Source organism: Bradyrhizobium sp. BRP19 (assembly GCF_020194195.1).
Classification (GTDB): Bacteria; Pseudomonadota; Alphaproteobacteria; order Rhizobiales; family Xanthobacteraceae; genus Bradyrhizobium; species Bradyrhizobium yuanmingense.
In genome coordinates this window covers 396,150-411,324 of the sequence record NZ_JADYVZ010000002.1, presented here as the reverse complement: position 1 = coordinate 411,324, position 15,175 = coordinate 396,150, and the positions used below count along the sequence as shown (strand labels likewise).

The 15,175-nt window shown below is 65.2% G+C and carries 20 protein-coding genes; 12 read left to right on the top strand and 8 right to left on the bottom strand.

Annotation, left to right across the window (positions count from 1 at the left end):
* Window positions 1-142 precede the first annotated feature (142 nt).
* The 5 genes from I6F36_RS07705 (at window position 143) to I6F36_RS07685 (ending at window position 3,669) form a co-directional block, all read left to right on the top strand.
* Window positions 143-1,234, top strand: coding sequence for a TRAP transporter substrate-binding protein (locus I6F36_RS07705; RefSeq protein ID WP_225171239.1), 1,092 nt, complete (start codon window positions 143-145; stop codon window positions 1,232-1,234).
* Between the two features lie 259 nt (window positions 1,235-1,493).
* Window positions 1,494-2,192 carry a septum site-determining protein MinC gene (gene minC, locus I6F36_RS07700; RefSeq protein ID WP_036022835.1) on the top strand — a complete coding sequence of 233 codons (699 nt, stop codon included), beginning with the start codon at window positions 1,494-1,496 and terminating at the stop codon, window positions 2,190-2,192.
* A 21-nt stretch (window positions 2,193-2,213) separates the two neighbouring features.
* Window positions 2,214-3,029: a septum site-determining protein MinD gene (gene minD / locus I6F36_RS07695; protein ID WP_036022837.1), complete on the top strand. Its 816-nt coding sequence runs from the start codon at window positions 2,214-2,216 to the stop codon at window positions 3,027-3,029.
* Window positions 3,026-3,307, top strand: a complete 282-nt coding sequence (minE, locus tag I6F36_RS07690) for a cell division topological specificity factor MinE (protein ID WP_036000260.1) — start codon at window positions 3,026-3,028, stop codon at window positions 3,305-3,307. The genes minD and minE overlap by 4 nt, the downstream gene beginning before the upstream one ends.
* 176 nt (window positions 3,308-3,483) lie before the next feature.
* A complete protein-coding gene (locus tag I6F36_RS07685) occupies window positions 3,484-3,669 on the top strand; it encodes a hypothetical protein (RefSeq protein ID WP_036000257.1) in 186 nt (61 codons plus the stop codon).
* 18 nt (window positions 3,670-3,687) lie between these two features.
* On the opposite strand, the gene I6F36_RS07680 is transcribed toward I6F36_RS07685, so the two are convergent.
* On the bottom strand, window positions 3,688-3,936 hold the full coding sequence (locus I6F36_RS07680; RefSeq protein ID WP_025035957.1) for a hypothetical protein: 249 nt from the start codon (window positions 3,934-3,936) through the stop codon (window positions 3,688-3,690).
* Window positions 3,937-4,043: 107 nt separating this feature from the next.
* Window positions 4,044-4,436, bottom strand: a complete 393-nt coding sequence (locus I6F36_RS07675; RefSeq protein WP_036000295.1) for a hypothetical protein — start codon at window positions 4,434-4,436, stop codon at window positions 4,044-4,046.
* A 127-nt stretch (window positions 4,437-4,563) separates the two neighbouring features.
* Here I6F36_RS07675 and I6F36_RS07670 point away from each other — a divergent pair, with 127 nt between their 5' ends.
* Window positions 4,564-5,346: an SDR family NAD(P)-dependent oxidoreductase gene (locus I6F36_RS07670; protein ID WP_036000254.1), complete on the top strand. Its 783-nt coding sequence runs from the start codon at window positions 4,564-4,566 to the stop codon at window positions 5,344-5,346.
* A gap of 1 nt (window position 5,347) precedes the next feature.
* On the opposite strand, the gene I6F36_RS07665 is transcribed toward I6F36_RS07670, so the two are convergent.
* Both I6F36_RS07665 and I6F36_RS07660 read right to left on the bottom strand, forming a co-directional pair.
* Window positions 5,348-5,578, bottom strand: coding sequence for a hypothetical protein (locus I6F36_RS07665; RefSeq protein WP_057029028.1), 231 nt, complete (start codon window positions 5,576-5,578; stop codon window positions 5,348-5,350).
* Between the two features lie 489 nt (window positions 5,579-6,067).
* Complete coding sequence (locus tag I6F36_RS07660) at window positions 6,068-7,141, bottom strand: hypothetical protein (protein WP_225171238.1); 1,074 nt, start codon at window positions 7,139-7,141, stop codon at window positions 6,068-6,070.
* A 343-nt stretch (window positions 7,142-7,484) separates the two neighbouring features.
* Between I6F36_RS07660 and I6F36_RS07655 the strand changes: the two genes are divergently transcribed.
* The gene (locus I6F36_RS07655) at window positions 7,485-8,081 is read left to right on the top strand and encodes a L,D-transpeptidase (RefSeq protein ID WP_167361659.1); all 597 of its coding nucleotides are present in this window, start codon (window positions 7,485-7,487) and stop codon (window positions 8,079-8,081) included.
* A gap of 42 nt (window positions 8,082-8,123) precedes the next feature.
* On the opposite strand, the gene I6F36_RS07650 is transcribed toward I6F36_RS07655, so the two are convergent.
* A complete protein-coding gene (locus tag I6F36_RS07650) occupies window positions 8,124-8,555 on the bottom strand; it encodes a hypothetical protein (RefSeq protein WP_036000243.1) in 432 nt (143 codons plus the stop codon).
* Window positions 8,556-8,673: 118 nt separating this feature from the next.
* Entirely contained in the window at window positions 8,674-9,138 is a 465-nt protein-coding gene (locus I6F36_RS07645) for a MarR family transcriptional regulator (RefSeq protein ID WP_225125612.1), read from the bottom strand.
* Between the two features lie 100 nt (window positions 9,139-9,238).
* On the opposite strand from I6F36_RS07645, the gene I6F36_RS07640 reads away from it, so the two are divergent.
* The 3 genes from I6F36_RS07640 (at window position 9,239) to I6F36_RS07630 (ending at window position 12,004) form a co-directional block, all read left to right on the top strand.
* Complete coding sequence (locus I6F36_RS07640) at window positions 9,239-11,161, top strand: FAD-binding monooxygenase (protein ID WP_225141733.1); 1,923 nt, start codon at window positions 9,239-9,241, stop codon at window positions 11,159-11,161.
* Window positions 11,162-11,386: 225 nt separating this feature from the next.
* Window positions 11,387-11,668 (top strand): hypothetical protein, encoded by a 282-nt coding sequence (locus I6F36_RS07635; RefSeq protein ID WP_036000293.1) that lies wholly within the window; start codon window positions 11,387-11,389, stop codon window positions 11,666-11,668.
* 129 nt (window positions 11,669-11,797) lie between these two features.
* Window positions 11,798-12,004 carry a hypothetical protein gene (locus I6F36_RS07630; RefSeq protein WP_036000235.1) on the top strand — a complete coding sequence of 69 codons (207 nt, stop codon included), beginning with the start codon at window positions 11,798-11,800 and terminating at the stop codon, window positions 12,002-12,004.
* A gap of 42 nt (window positions 12,005-12,046) precedes the next feature.
* Here I6F36_RS07630 and I6F36_RS07625 read toward each other — a convergent pair whose 3' ends face one another.
* Entirely contained in the window at window positions 12,047-12,391 is a 345-nt protein-coding gene (locus I6F36_RS07625) for a multidrug efflux SMR transporter (RefSeq protein ID WP_036000232.1), read from the bottom strand.
* Between the two features lie 124 nt (window positions 12,392-12,515).
* Here I6F36_RS07625 and pdxY point away from each other — a divergent pair, with 124 nt between their 5' ends.
* Entirely contained in the window at window positions 12,516-13,331 is an 816-nt protein-coding gene (gene pdxY, locus I6F36_RS07620; RefSeq protein ID WP_225155984.1) for a pyridoxal kinase, read from the top strand.
* Window positions 13,332-13,335: 4 nt separating this feature from the next.
* Here the strand turns inward: pdxY and I6F36_RS07615 are convergent, their stop codons facing one another.
* Window positions 13,336-14,667 carry a hypothetical protein gene (locus I6F36_RS07615; RefSeq protein ID WP_225141739.1) on the bottom strand — a complete coding sequence of 444 codons (1,332 nt, stop codon included), beginning with the start codon at window positions 14,665-14,667 and terminating at the stop codon, window positions 13,336-13,338.
* Between the two features lie 241 nt (window positions 14,668-14,908).
* Here I6F36_RS07615 and I6F36_RS07610 point away from each other — a divergent pair, with 241 nt between their 5' ends.
* On the top strand, window positions 14,909-15,112 hold the full coding sequence (locus I6F36_RS07610; protein WP_025035973.1) for a hypothetical protein: 204 nt from the start codon (window positions 14,909-14,911) through the stop codon (window positions 15,110-15,112).
* Window positions 15,113-15,175: the final 63 nt, after the last annotated feature.

The following is a 15,175-nucleotide window of genomic DNA, read 5'->3' as shown; positions in this document are numbered from 1 at the left end:
GTCCAGCTGGTCCACGGTATCCGGTGCAAGCCCGACCTTTCTTTTCCGTCGCTTGAACTCCGCTCCCGGAACGGGCAAACGGTTCGCCAAGAAACCGTGGCCCAGGCCATCCATTCGACGCTGAGTTCAAGGGAGACCCATCATGAAACGCCGTACATTCCTCCAAGGTGGTGCGGTCGCCGGCGCGACCACGCTGGTTGCGGCCCCTGCGATCGCGCAGAGCATGCCCGAGATCAAATGGCGCCTGACGTCGAGCTTCCCGAAATCGCTCGACACCATTTACGGCACGGCGCAGACATTTGCGAAATATGTTGCCGAGGCGACCGACAACAAATTCCAGATCCAGACGTTTGCCGCCGGCGAGATCGTTCCCGGCCTGCAGGCGCTCGATGCAGTCAGCACCGCATCGGTCGAGATGGCGCAGACCCCGCTCTATTTCTACATCGGCAAGGAGCCGGCGCTGGCCTATGCCACCGGCGCGCCCTTCGGCATGAACCATCGGCATCAGGAATCATGGTGGCACTTCGGGGGCGGCGCCGACCTCACCAACGAAGCGCTCAAACCCTTCAAGGCGCACGCCATCCTCTGCGGCAATTCCGGCACCCAGATGGGCGGCTGGTTCCGCAAGGAGATCAAGTCCGTCGACGACCTCAAGGGCCTGAAATTCCGCATCGCCGGCATGGGTGGCCATGTGCTGGCAAAGCTCGGGGTCGTCCCGCAGCAGATCGCGGGAGGCGATATCTATCCGGCGCTGGAGAAGGGCACGATCGACGCGGTCGAATTCGTCGGTCCCTACGACGACGAGAAGCTCGGCTTCTACAAGGTCGCCAAATACTACTACTTCCCCGGCTGGTGGGAAGGCGGTGCCATGTTGCACATGATCGTCAACGACGAGAAATGGAATTCGCTGCCTAAGCAATATCAGGCGATCGTCAACCAGGCGGGCGCGGCGGCCGGTGCGTGGATGCTCGAGAAATACGACAGCGTGAACCCCGGTGCGCTAAAGCGGCTGATTGCGAACGGCACCGAGCTGAAGGCGTTCCCGCAACCGGTGCTGGAGGCCTGCTACAATGCGACTCAGGACCATCTGAACGAGCTCGCCGCCAAGAGCGACCTGTTCAAGCGGACCAAGGAGAGCCACGACGCGTATATGAAGGAGGTGCTGTTCTATACGCAGATCGCGGAGAATTTCTACGACAACTATCTGCTCAGCAAGACGCGCAGCAAGACCTGAGCGGAAGAGGCGAGGGCGCGGTGTTTACGCCGCGCCCAGCTTCGTAGCCCGGATGGAGCGCAGCGCAATCCGGGAGAGTGCCGGGTGATGCGCGAGACCCGGATTGCACAAACGGGCGGCGCTTTCGCGCCGACCGTTGGCTCTATCCAGGCTACGGGACCGCGCATCCACTCACGTAACTGCGCGGAGACATTAACCAGCCATTAACCATATCGGCCGCATCGTTAACCATTCAATAACAGGGAACGAGTCGGCCGCCATGGAGGCTGCAGCAAAGGTCCAACGTCAGATGGTGCGCCTGCGCGGGCGCTCCTATGTGGCTTTCGTGTTCACGCCGACGGTTCCGGTCCAGGACTGGCTGCACGAGATCGACGCCACGATTGCGCGCTCGCCCGGCTTTTTCGCCGGACGGCCGGTGGTGATCGACCTGTCCTCGGTCGATCTCAGCCAGGCCGGCATCGGCCATCTGCTCACCAGCCTGCAGGACCGCAACATCCGCGTGCTCGGCATCGAGGGCGTGGAGGAGGGAAGGCTGACGCCGATGATGCCGCCGCTGCTGTCGGGCGGACGCAGCTGCGTGGTCGAGCCGAGCGCGCCGAAGAAGGCCGAAGCGAAGGTCGAGACCAAGCCGACGTCGCTGCTGCTTGAAAACCCCGTGCGCTCGGGCCAGACCGTGATCTTCCCGGAAGGCGACGTCACCATTCTCGGCTCGGTCGGCTCGGGCGCCGAGGTCGTCGCCGGCGGCTCCATCCACGTCTACGGCGCGCTGCGCGGCCGCGCCATGGCGGGCGTCAATGGACACACCAGCGCGCGCATCTATTGCCAGAAGATCGAGGCCGAACTGCTTGCAATCGACGGATTTTATCAGACCGCCGAGGACATCGACGAGGCCCTGCGCGGCAAGCCGGCGCAGGCCTGGCTGCAGGGGAATACCATGCGAATTACAGCACTGAACTGACCAGCAAAGGAGACATTTCAGATGAGTAAGGTACTGGTCGTGACATCAGGCAAGGGCGGGGTCGGTAAGACCACGACGACCGCCGCGCTGGGAGCTGCCTTGGCGCAGCGCGGCGACAAGGTGGTCGTCGTCGATTTCGACGTCGGCCTGCGCAACCTCGACCTCGTGATGGGCGCCGAACGCCGCGTCGTGTTCGATCTCATCAACGTGGTGCAGGGCGTCGCCAAACTCCCGCAGGCGCTGATCAAGGACAAGCGGCTGGAGAATTTGTGGCTGCTGCCGGCGTCCCAAACCCGCGACAAGGACGCGCTGACGGAGGAGGGCGTCGGCAAGGTCATTGCCGAGTTGCGCAGCCGGTTCGACTGGGTGATCTGCGACAGCCCGGCCGGCATCGAGCGCGGCGCCTCCATGGCGATGCGCTTCGCCGACGAGGCCGTGATCGTCACCAATCCGGAAGTCTCCTCGGTGCGCGATTCCGACCGCATCATCGGCATGCTCGATTCCAAGACGGTGCGGGCCGAGAAGGGCGAGCGCGTCGAGAAGCACATCCTGATCACCCGCTACGATCCCTCGCGCGCCGCGCGCGGCGAGATGTTGACCATCGACGACATCCTGGAGATCCTTGCCACGCCCTTGCTCGGCATCATCCCCGAGAGCCAGGACGTGTTGAAGGCCTCCAACGTCGGCACGCCTGTGACTCTGTCGAATGCCGATGGAGCGCCGGCACGAGCCTATATGGACGCCGCTAAGCGCCTCTGCGGCGAGAACGTGACAATGCACGTTCCTGCCGAGCGCAGAGGATTTATGGACCGGCTGCTGCGACGGAGGGCTGCATGAGCATGGGTCTGCTTCGACTCCTCCGCGGCAAGAAGGCCACAGCACCCGTCGCGCGCGAACGGCTGCAGATCCTGCTTGCCCATGAACGTGGAATGCGCGGCCAGCCCGATCTGCTCGGTGTGCTGCGTGAGGAAATTCTCGCTGTCGTGTCCAAACATGTGATGCTGGACCCGACCAAGGTCATCGTCCGGCTTGAACGCGGCGACGAGGTCTCGACCCTCGAGGTCGACATCGAGGTGCCCAACGATTTCGAGGGCAAGAAGGTGGCGGTCGCGTAGGGGACGCGGCCGCAGACTCCCGATTCTGGGGTGGGTGCGAAGGCGGTCCGCCGGGCATGGCGGGCCGCCTTTGTCTTGCCGTTCACATCGATTGGACGGAACGCGCCCCGCGCCTCGATCGTTGTGAACCACCCGCGGCAGCGTTGCACCGCGGCAGGTCAGACGGGAGAGCGCCCATGATGTCCGAGGTCCAGGTCCATACACTTGCCCGGCAGATGCTCGAACAGCACGGCTTTGCTGCGATCGCGAAGGCCGCTGAGCAGGCCCAGGCCTGCGAGGGCCGCGGCGAGGCCGATGAGGCCAGGGAATGGCGTCACATCGTGGACGCCATGAAGATCATGCGCGGCCCGCATCAGAGCTGACACTCGAACGCGCGAGTTTCAACGCTCGCCGCGATCGGCGCCTTGGGACGAATTGCGGTTCTGTGTCTGCGGCTGCGCGCGCTCGCCCGATTCCTTGCAGGGCAGGGGTTCCCACGAGCCGTCCGGCGCCTGCTGATAGGCACTGCAGGACGGCGAGGTGGACTTTTCCCCGCCCTTCTGGGCGTCGGAATTTCTCGCCAGTGCGGGCGCAGTCAGCACCGCGGCGGCTGCAATCGCGCCGGCGAAAACGAAATGGATACTCCGCATGAGGACCTCCTGTTCGAATTCGGAAAGAGGCCGCATGCTGTGAAAAATTATGACGATTTTGGGCCGCGGCAGAGGTTCCGTCGCGGCGTGCTTAACGGGGCGGCGCGCTAGCCACCCTTGCTGCGGATCAGGCCGGCGAGATTGGTCTTCTGGGCTTCGCACCAGCCGGACATGCCGAGGCGGCGCTGGTCCATGTCGGTCGCCTGGGTCGCGATCGCGACCTCCGCCATCAGGTCATCGTCCTGCTTCTCGCCCATCTTGCCGCCGGTATGCAGCCAGGCGATCGCCTTGCGCACCTTCTCGGTGGTGCCGTCGGGCAGGTGCATCTGCTGCGCCCTCTGCACGAGGTCCTGATAGGCGAGATCGGTGTTGGGGCACTCGACCTTGGCGGCGAAGGCCTGCAAGACCATCGTCACATAGGTCGATCGCGGCGGCGCATCGCCCGCGAGGGCCGGCGCGGCCAACAGCAACAGGCCCGTCATCAGAAAACCGGTGCGCATCCCTGGGACCTCCTCCATTTTATCGAGAGGCTAGCGTCCGGCGCGCCGCTCGGCAATGGGATCGGGACACAATTGTCGCCGATCGGCCCAGTAGGCTAACCTGCGCTCCCCAGCATCGGAGCGCGATATGAGCCTGTTCAGCACGCCGTTCGATCCCACACGCGACACCGCGCTCGTCACCGGCGCAGGCAACGGCATCGGCCGCGCGATCGCGCTCGGCCTGGTCGGCGAGGGCGTCCGCACCGTGTTCGCGGATGTCAGCGCGGAGCGGGTGCGTGCCGCGATCGGCGCGAGCGAGAGGCCAGGTCTCGCCGTGCCCTGGGTCGGCAATCTTGCCAGCCTCGAGGCCTGCGATGAGCTGCTGACATCAGCGCATTCCGCGCTGGGCGAGGTCACGCATTTGGTCCACAGCGCCTCGCCGCCGCGGCGCGAGGCGGATCACTTGCTCGCAGTCGATCGCAACACCTGGCAGGAGATGCATGCCGTCAATCTCGATGCCGGCTTTCACCTGGCGCGCGGGCTCGCCAAGCGGCTGATCGCGGCGAAGCGGCCGGGCTCGTTCCTGTTTCTGACCTCGCTACATGCGGGCACGCCGCGCAACCTGGCGCATTACTCGACGGCAAAGGCCGCCATGGCGATGCTGGTGAAGGAGCTGGCCAAGACGCTCGGACGCTACGACATCCGCGTCAACGCGCTGGTCCCCGGCGCGATCGCAGCCGGCGGGTTCGTCGCCGATCCCGCGCTGGCGCGGCACATTCCGCTCGGACGCCTCGGTGAGGCCGGGGATCTCGCACCGATGGCGCTCACGGTGCTGTCGAACAAGCTGTCCGCTTACGTCACCGGCGCAGCCTTCGTCGTTGACGGCGGATTGTCGCTGACGAACTGGTTCGAGGCGCCGGTGCTGGATTAGCCTAGCGCTGCCAGGCCGGCACCGGATCGAGCGGCGTGCGATAGACCTCGTTGTGATCGCGATCGGTGACGCGCACCGCGCAACCTTTCTGCTGTAGTTCGGGCTTTACCTGCGACAGCTCGCAAGCCAATTGGTCGGCGCGATCGGAGGCAACCTCGATGTCTTCGAGGATGATTCCACCCTGGTTCTTGAACTCACCACCAACCACGAGATCGAAAGAATAGTAGGGCATCCGAATTCCCCGGTGTGACGATCTGAGCTTCAGTGCAAGTCTCAACACATGTCGGATGGTACCACTGAGTCGACATCTATCGAATGAACAGAGCGCGCAATCTCTGGGCTTATGGCGCAGAAATGATGTGCAACGTGCGGGCTCGTTAAGAGTTTATTAAATATACCCGCGCGATCATTAGGCATGGAATTGCAGCAGAACCGGGCTCCGGGAACCGGCAGCTGCAAGAGAAGGCCGCCGGCATAGATCCCGACGGCCTTTTCTCTTGAGCGAGACGTCGCTCACCGTAATCGCCCGGAGTTAACGCTTCACATCGACTCGGACAGCGTGCGTGAGCGCGTGACAGCAAGGCTGCGTCGTTGCTCTAAAGCGCGATGCGATCAGGATGAATCGTCATCGCGCTTCAGGTTGTTGTTGTTTGAGCATGATCGTTTCGGAAAACCGCTGCGCACTTTGCGCTTACGCGGCCCTTCGGGTTCGGATCATGCTCTAGCGCAGCGGCATCGGCGGACGCACGATAGGTCCGTCGTCATCAGCAACGGCTTGCGTCGTCGTGGTCGGCGCAGCCGGCGGCGTGGCGGCGGCGGCCTGCGATAGCGGCGGCGAAGGCGCGAGCGGCGCGGGCGAAGAGGCCGGCATGTAGGTCCGCGTTACAGGCGGCTTGGGCTTGCGAACCGGCGCCGCCGCAGGCTGCGGCGGGAGCGCGGCTGCGCGCGCGCGCGGATCGACCGGCGGCCTCGCCTCGGTGACCGGCTTCGGTGCGGGAGGCCTCGCCATCTCACGCGCCATCTGCTCCTGTCCGGCTTTCAACTCGGCGATGTTGGCCTTGAGCTGCTCGATCTGCTGCGCCATGGCGGCGAGATCGCGTGTCATCGATTGCACCGATTGCGCCGCGTCGACCGACTGTGGTGCCGCGGGCGCAGTCGCAGCTAGCTGAGCCGCGGGCGGCGTCGCAGCTTGATCTGCGGTTTGGTTGGGCGTGGCTTCCGCTGCGGGCGGCGCAGCCTGGGCGGCGGCGACCGGCGCGCTTTGCTGCGGTGTCGCAGACAACAACGAGGTCGTCGGGAGCAGCGAGGTCAGCACCGGCGTCCATTCGGCCAGTAACTGCTTTGCTGTGTCGCCGTGCTTCTCCCAGGCGATGCTGGCGGCCACGCTGGCGCCGGCAAGCAGGAACGTGACGAACGCCCCGCGCAGCCACTTGCCGACCGAGGACCGCTTCTTCATCACGGGACCATCGCTGGACGTGACGCGGACAGCGGTGTCGATCGACGGTGCCGCAGTGGATTTTCCGTAGACGACGTTGATGCTTGGCTCGGGCGCGCGCGCCGGCTCCAGAGTGAACTTCGGCGTGACCTTGGGCTGCGGGGCAAACTTGGGTTCCGGGGCAAACCTGGGCTCCGGACGCGGCGCGATCTCTGGCGCCAGCGCAGGCGACACGCTGGCGGGGCGCGAGGCCCGCACGATCTCGGGCGAGATCTGGACCGCGTCGTGAGGATCGTTGTCCTTGACCGTGTCTTTCACGATCTCATCGACGATTTGCTTGGCGTTCAGCGTCGCGAGCATCGCAGCTCCTTTGAAGCCCAGTGTTCGAGGTTAAGGCATCCGCATTGGCGCGGGGGTGATCCGAGGTGAGGCCATACCCGGTCCCCATGTCGCACGAGTCCAGCCGGGTTTGACCAAAGCAAGGCGAGGGGATGGAGATGATGCGACACTCTTCCGCCCTTTGTGGTGATGGAACCCAATTTGCCGAACACGCGCATGTGTTCCTGCACCGCCTTGTTTTCAGCACGATTTTGGCAATATCTGGTGACGGCGGGGGCGTCGTTATTCCGCTATCGGGGGGCCGGCGGTGCCAAGATCTCTACTCGTTTTGTTCGTCGCAGCCCTGCTGCCGCTGGGCGGCTGCATGCAGACGACACTTTCGCCATCGACGGATGCGAGCATGACGCCGCGCGACCGTCAGTTGCTCGCGCACGCGCCTTACGCCAAGGCGAACGTGCCCCAGCAATATCTGCGTCACATCGTCGATTACCACCGCAAGGAGCAGCCGGGCACGATCCTGGTCGATACCGACGCGCGCTACCTCTATTACGTGCTGCCCGAGGGCAAGGCGATCCGCTACGGCGTTGCGGTCGGCGAGGAAGCCATGGCGTTCTCCGGCGTCGCGCGGGTCGGCCGTTTGGCGGAATGGCCGGACTGGGTCCCCACCGCGGATATCCAGGCGCGGCTCGGTCCCTATCCCGCGCGCGTTCCCGGCGGTCCCGCCAATCCGCTGGGCGCGCGGGGCATCTATCTCTATGTCGGCAACAAGGACACGCTCTATCGCATCCACGGCACCAACCAGCCCGAATATATCGGGCAGGCGATCTCGTCCGGCTGCATCCGGATGCGCAACGAGGACGTCATCGATCTCTACGACCGGGTGAAGCTCAATTCGATGGTCGTGGTGCTGCCGCCGGGGCAGAGCGCGCAGGCCGCGGCGGGCGGGCGCTGGCGCGGCTGAGGTCTGCGCCGGTCAGTTCGAGTTTAGGTGCGTTGTCACGCTCTAGTTCTCAGGCCGGGCGACCCGCCATTGCAGCGTCGTGGCGTTGCCGTTGGCGTCGCCCGGCGCCTTGTCGGCGGGCGAGGTGTAGAGCGGGCGATAACGGTAGGCCCACATCTTGCTGCCGTCGTTGCGGTTGATCACCGTGAAGTCGCCGACGGCCCTGGCGTCGGCCGTTGCGGCGAGCGGCACCCAGCTCTCGATGCACTTGCCGTTGCAGTTCGACGTCTTTCCCGTGGTGTCGCGCTCATAATAGTAGAGCGTCATGCCGTTGAGATCGACGAGCTTGGGCCCCTGCTTGGTCAGGATGACCTTCGCGGGAGCCGTTGGCGCCTCGACCTTCGGCGGAGGAGGATCGCCGCCGCCATGGCCCCCTGCGACCGCCTGAACGGTCGAGAGCGCGACGGCCGCGGCCACAACGAGGAACCTGAACATCCGAAACTCCGCCCCGCAAAGTTAATCGCGCGTTAAGCGCCCCAATGCGGCCGAGGTTAGCAGCCGAAGGTTAGTTCCTGGTTTCGTGCGCTGCGACAATTACGGACATGGTCCGAGATCAGAGCTGCGCATCGCGCAGCGGCGCGCGGCTGAGCTCGTTGCCGGCGGCGATCGCCTTGCGCAGCAGCCGCATCAGCTCCTCACTCTCTTTCGCGCTGAGGCCGCGCAGCATGATGCGCTGCGCGGATTCGACGGCCGGGGTGATCTTGCGCAGCGTGCGGCGGCCCTCGTCGGTGATCTCGAGCTCACGCGCGCGGCGGTCGCGGCTGGAGGGGCGCCGCTCCGCGAGGCCCTTCTGGACGAGGCGATCGATCACGCCGGTGATGGTGGTGCGATCGTAGGCGATCAATCCGGCGAGCGTCACCTGATCGAGCCCCGGATTGGCCTTGATGGTTGCAAGCGCGGCGTATTGCACCGGAGTGAGATCGAAGCCGGCGTCCTCGACCTCGGCCAGGAACACCGCGACCGAGATCTGCTGGAAGCGGCGTGCCAGATGTCCGGGCATGTCGTTGTTGTCTTTCACCGAAATCTCCTCCGGGGCAGAGCGGTGCGGATCATTGACAAGTATACTGATAGTCAGCATACTGATCAATAAGAAACAGAATTTGGCGGGAGAGGTGCTCATGCAGTTCCATCTCAATGGATTTCAGCCGGGCGACCCTGAAATCGCCGATCCTGCCGCGCGCGTTCAGGCATCGGGAGCGGCGGGCGCCGTGCCTGGCGAGGTCGATGTCCTCATCGTCGGCTGCGGGCCGGCCGGCCTGACGCTCGCCGCCCAGCTCGCGCAATTCGCCGACATCAGAACCTGCATCGTCGAGCAGAAGCCGGACCGCCTGCTGGTCGGTCAGGCCGACGGAATCGCCTGCCGCACCATGGAGATGTTCCACGCCTATGGCTTCAGCGAGCGTGTGCTGAAGGAAGCCTGTTGGGTCAACGAGACCACGTTCTGGAAGCCGGATGAAGCGGCGCCGGAAAAGATCGTCCGCAGCGGCCGGGTGCAGGACGTCGAGGACGGGCTGTCGGAATTCCCGCACCTCATCCTGAACCAGGCGCGCGTCCATGATTGCTTTCTCGACGTCATGCGCAAATCGCCGGCGAAGCTCGCGCCGTATTACAGCCGGCGCGTGCTTGATGTGAATGTTGATCCGGCCGCCGGCGCTGACCATCATGCCGTGACCGTGCGCCTCGAACGCGTCGATGCCGCGAACGAGGGCAAGGTCGAGACGATCAAGGCCCGCTACGTCGTCGGTTGCGACGGCGCCCGCAGCACGGTGCGCAAGTCGATCGGGCGCGAGCTGCACGGTGATTCCGCCAACCACGCCTGGGGCGTGATGGACGTGCTGGCCGTGACCGATTTTCCGGACATCCGCTTCAAGTCGCTGATCCAGTCGGCCAAGGACGGCAGCCTGCTGATCATTCCGCGCGAAGGCGGCTACATGGTCCGCATCTATGTCGAGCTCGCCAAGCTCGATGTCGGTGAACGCGTTGCCAATCGCAACATCACCGCCGATGACGTGATTGCGAAAGCGCAGCGGGTCCTGAAGCCGCATCGGCTCGAGGTGAAGGAGATCGCCTGGTGGTCCGTCTACGAGATCGGCCAGCGCCTCACCGACAAGTTCGACGACGTGCCGGAGGGCGAGATCGAGACGCGCCAGCCGCGCATCTTCATCGCCGGCGATGCCTGCCACACCCACAGCCCGAAGGCCGGGCAGGGCATGAACGTATCGATGCAGGATGCCTTCAATCTCGGCTGGAAGCTCGCCGCCGTGCTGCGGAGGCAGTGCGCGCCAAGCCTGTTGCATTCCTATTCGGCCGAGCGCCGGGCAGTCGCGAAGGAGCTGATCGATTTCGATCGCGAATGGGCTGATATCCTCGCCTCCGCCGCCAAGGCCGGCGGCGCCGATGCCGCCAAAACGCAGGACTATTTCGTCCGGCACGGACGTTTTACCGCGGGCACGGCAACGCATTACAGGCCCTCGATGCTCACCGGCGCGGCCACGCATCAGCACCTCGCGCAGGGCCTCATTATCGGCACGCGCTTCCATTCCGCGCCGGTGGTCCGGCTGGCGGACGCCAAGCCGGTACATCTCGGCCATGCCGCACGGGCCGATGGCCGCTTCCGCATCTACGCGTTCTCGCCCGACGAGAACCCCGCAGCGTCGGGCTCGGCCATTCGTGCCTTGTGCAATTTCCTCGCGGAATCCCGGAAGTCACCTATCCGTCGATATACGCCTGTTGGAGCTGACATCGACAGCGTGATCGATCTGCGCGCGGTGTTTCAGCAGGACCATCGCGAGCTCGCCATCGAGGCAATGCCGCCGATGTTGCTCCCGAGCAAAGGCCGTTACGGCTTGTACGACTACGAGAAGATGTTCTGCCCGGATCTCAAGAGCGGCCACGACGTCTTCACGATGCGCGGCATCGATCGGGCGGCCGGCTGCATCGTCGTGGTGCGGCCCGACCAGTATGTCGCGACCGTGCTGCCGCTCAACGATTTTGCCGGGCTGGCCTCGTTCTTCGACGCCTTCATGCTACCGGTGAGCTGACGCCGAAAGCGCCGCGCGGGCCGTTCCGCCCGCGTTTCCGCCGCCGAGCTCTGGCTAGCCGCAACGAAAGCCCGGCCTTGGTGCCGGGCTTTCCGCTCCCGCGCCCTCCGGTTCCGTGCGCGTACAATTTAAGAAAGTTCTTCGCGGGCAGATTTCATCGATCGTAATATGTCTATCCAAAGCTGTAAGCATCCACTCGGGGCAGCGGGGCACCGGAGGATGACGATGAGACAGAACCAAGCGGAGACGCGCCGTCAGCAAAATGTCGCGAAGCGGTCGATGACCAAGGAGGCCAAGCAGCTGGCCGGCCTGATTGCCGGACTGCGCGAATCCCTCGAGGAGATCCACAAGGAGCGGGCGGGCACCAAGCTGTCGGGCGCAGAAATGGGACTACTCGATGAGCGTCGCAACAATCTGCTGCTCACCATCGCAGCCCTCAATGACCGCCTTTCGGCGGTGCAGGGCCTGATCAATCTCGGCCGCCCGCACATTATCCGCGTGCACTAGCGCCGATCCGAGGCAACGAGATCGGCTCTGTTGCGACGGCACGGGGCCGGCCACAGGCCTCGTGGATGGCACCAAATTGCCACGCTCCCGGCGAATTGCCGCCAAAGCCCGCTGCCACGACAAGGCCGGGTGCAGGGCGACGCAAGGGGATGCGAATTGGCCTACAAGATGGTCGCAGAACGCGACAACGAGAAGTACAGTTTCGCCCGCGAGAGCCGGTTGCTCATCGTGGCGAAGGCGAAAGTGTGGGCGAGCGAGGGGTGGCGGGTGGTCGTCACCGACCAGGATGGCAAGGCCTACGCGCCGTCCGAGCTCGATCAGCTGTCCGCAGCGTGATGGTGGGGCGCGACCTCTTGCTCAGAGTCGGCACCGCGCGCATCACCGCACGGTGGTCTCCGAGAACAGGTTGATGATCACCACCCCTGATACGATCAGCGCGATGCCGACGAAGGCTGCGGCGTCCAGGATCTGACGGAACAGCACGAAGGAGACGGTGGCGGTCAGGATGATGCCGACCCCGCCCCAGATCGCATAGGCGATGCTCAACGGGATCACCCGGATCGCCACCGAGAGCGCGTAGAACGAGGCGACGTAGAACAGCACCATCGCCAGCGTCGGCCAGGGACGGGTGAACTGCGCGGACTGCTGCAGGAACGCCGACGCGGTGACCTCGAACACGATGGCGAGGGCGAGAGCGGTATAGGCGTTGAAGACGGAGGTCATGCGGAGGCTGTGTCCGGGCCGACGGATGGCTGACGTGCGACCGCAAATATCACGCGGGAATGACGAGTCCGCGACAGGACGCAGCGCTTGCGTCGCCCGAAGTTTGACTCTACGGACCTCTTTCATGCTCGTCATCTCCATCCAGAGCCAGGTGGTCCACGGCCATGTCGGCAACAGCGCGGCCGCCTATGCCATGCAGGCGGAGGGCGTGAACGTCGCTGCGGTGCCGACGACGCTGCTGTCCAACCATCCGCGCTATCCGAGCCTGCGCGGACGGGTGCTGGAGACCGAGCTCGTCGCCGATCTCCTGAGGGGAGTCGAGGAGCGCGGCCTGGTCGACGAGGCCGCGGTGGTCGTCACCGGCTATCTCGGCTCGCCCGGCAATGCCGCCGTCATCGCCGATTTCGTCGAGCGGGCGCGCACGCGCAATGGGAAGCTCGTCTATCTCTGCGATCCCGTGATCGGTGACGACGGCCGCGTCTATGTCGCGGACGGCATCCTGGACGTGCTCCGCCACCGGCTGCTGCCGACGGCGAACCTGACGACGCCGAACCAGTTCGAGCTCGAGCTGCTCTCTGGGGTCGCAATTGCCGACGCCGAGAGCCTCAGCGCGGCCTGCGCGGTGCTGGCTGGGGCAGGCACCGACGTCGTCGCCACCGGCTGCACCCTCGCTGACACGGCGGCGGGGCAGGTGGAGACGATCCTGTGCACTGATGGCCGATTGTCGCGCTTTGCGACGCCGCGCCTGCCGATCCGTCCCTACGGCACCGGCGATCTCCTCACCGGGCTGATCGCGGCGCATCTGGCCAAGGGCGAAGCAATGGAGTTGGCGGTACGGCGCGCGGTCGACACGGTCTTTGCCGTGCTGGTGCGCACGCAGGCCGCCGGCTCGGCCGAGATGCGGCTGGTGCCGCTGCCGACGGCAGAGCGCAAGCCGTAAACCGTCAGGTCGCGCGCTTGCCGGCCGATTGCGCCGACTTCTGCGGCTTGGCCGCCGGGCCCTTCTGCTCGCGCGCGACGTCGGCCTTCGGCGGCTTGGCGCTCGCAAGGCCCTGTGTCTTCTTCGGCTTAACGCCGGCAACGTCCTTGCGGTCGGAGGTGCCGCGCTTCGAGATATATTCCTGGCCGTCGATCGGGCCGACATGGGGCGGATCGCGGCCGAGATAGGGTCGGCCGATGCCGTACGCCTTGCCGTTGGCATCGACCCACTTCCACAGGATTTCGGTCGAGACCCAGCGCTGCGCCCTGTTGCTGCCTTGCGTGCTGACGATGTCTGCCGCCATGCCGTGACCGTAGCCGCCGCGCGTGCTGCCGCCGTGATAGGAGCGGTTGGAGGCGGCCTTCAGGCCGCTCGCGATCGACTGGCGATAGTCGTCGCGGAACGCGCTGGTGATGCCCGGCGACAGGCCGGCGGCTTCGGCCGCGAGCATCATGCGGAACAGCTTCTGCTTGAAGCTCTTGTCCATGCCGCCGATGACGTAGTCCATCATCGACATGCCGGCGCGCTCGGCCGCATGCGGATCCTTCCAGGTGAAGTCCTGATCGACCAGCTTGGTGAAGCTGCGCATCACCGTGACGGTCTTGCCCTTGCGCTTGATGGTGACTGCGCGCCGCTCCTGCACCTTCATCGTGTCTTCCTTGGCGGTGCGCTGATAGAGCGCCCAGAGGTAGCGGTCGATGCAGGCCTCCATGACGAAGCATTCGTCGAGCACGGCGATGTTGTCGGCAGGCGGTGACGCCTTGCGCGCAGGCGCAACGGGGTCGCTCGCGATCGCCGCGGCCGACAATGTGTCCGTCGTCACGATCTCGGTGGGATCGGTGGATGCGAGCTTGACGGGCTCCGCCACAGGGGCGGGGGCAACCTCGCTGACGACGGGCTCCGGTTCAGGCAAGATCGGCGGCGCGGGCACGGCTTCCACCGGCAGGATCAGCGCCGGGTCGGCCGAGGCAAGCTTGATGGTGGAGGCGGGCTCTTCCGGCGTTGCCTCTGCCGGCGCGGGAGGGTCGGGCAGCGCAGTGACGGTGGCTGCGATGTCGGCGGTCAAGGCGAAGCGGTCCTCAAGGGTCGCAGCGCGCGGCACGTCGGCGAGGTCGATGCGGCCGAGATCCTTGGCATGATCCTTGGCACGATCCTTGGCGCGCGAGATGGCGGCCGCATTGGCGGCGCTGTTTTCGATGAGCGCAGGCGCATAAGCGGAGAGAGACAATGCCAGCCAGCCGGCGAGAACGGCCGAGGGACACGACACCGCCACCAGAAGAGACCGCCGATCGTTCATGATCCCTGCCTCCAAACGGTCTGCTCGAACAATCTTGCCCGAACAGTGATGATGCAAACAGTCTGACGAAACAGTCGCACGGAAAGGCACGCAGCACGTCGATTGTTCGGGCCACGGTGTGGCGGCGCAATGGCGCAAATCGGGGAGTGCGGGCTTTTCGGGGCAACTGTGGCCGAGGTGCAACGCCCGGTTCCATTTGACGTTGCCGCAACTTTGTTGCGGCTGGTGCGTTGGAGGCGCCATGACGCATCCCTCGCTTCGTCCCATGGACGCCTTCGACCCCACCGAGCCCGCCATCCTGCACGATCGTCTCTCCGACACGATCATCACCTGGACCGCCGACCAGGCCGAGGACTACCGCCGCGCCAGCCGGCCCGGCGCTGATGGAACCGTGGCCTGGAAGACCTATCTCTTCGACGGCTGGGGCAACGTGCTTGGTGGCTGAGCGGCTCCTCTGGAGGCGCCGCGTCGCAGCCGGCGTGATTCGCCCAAATCCCTGGACGCATTA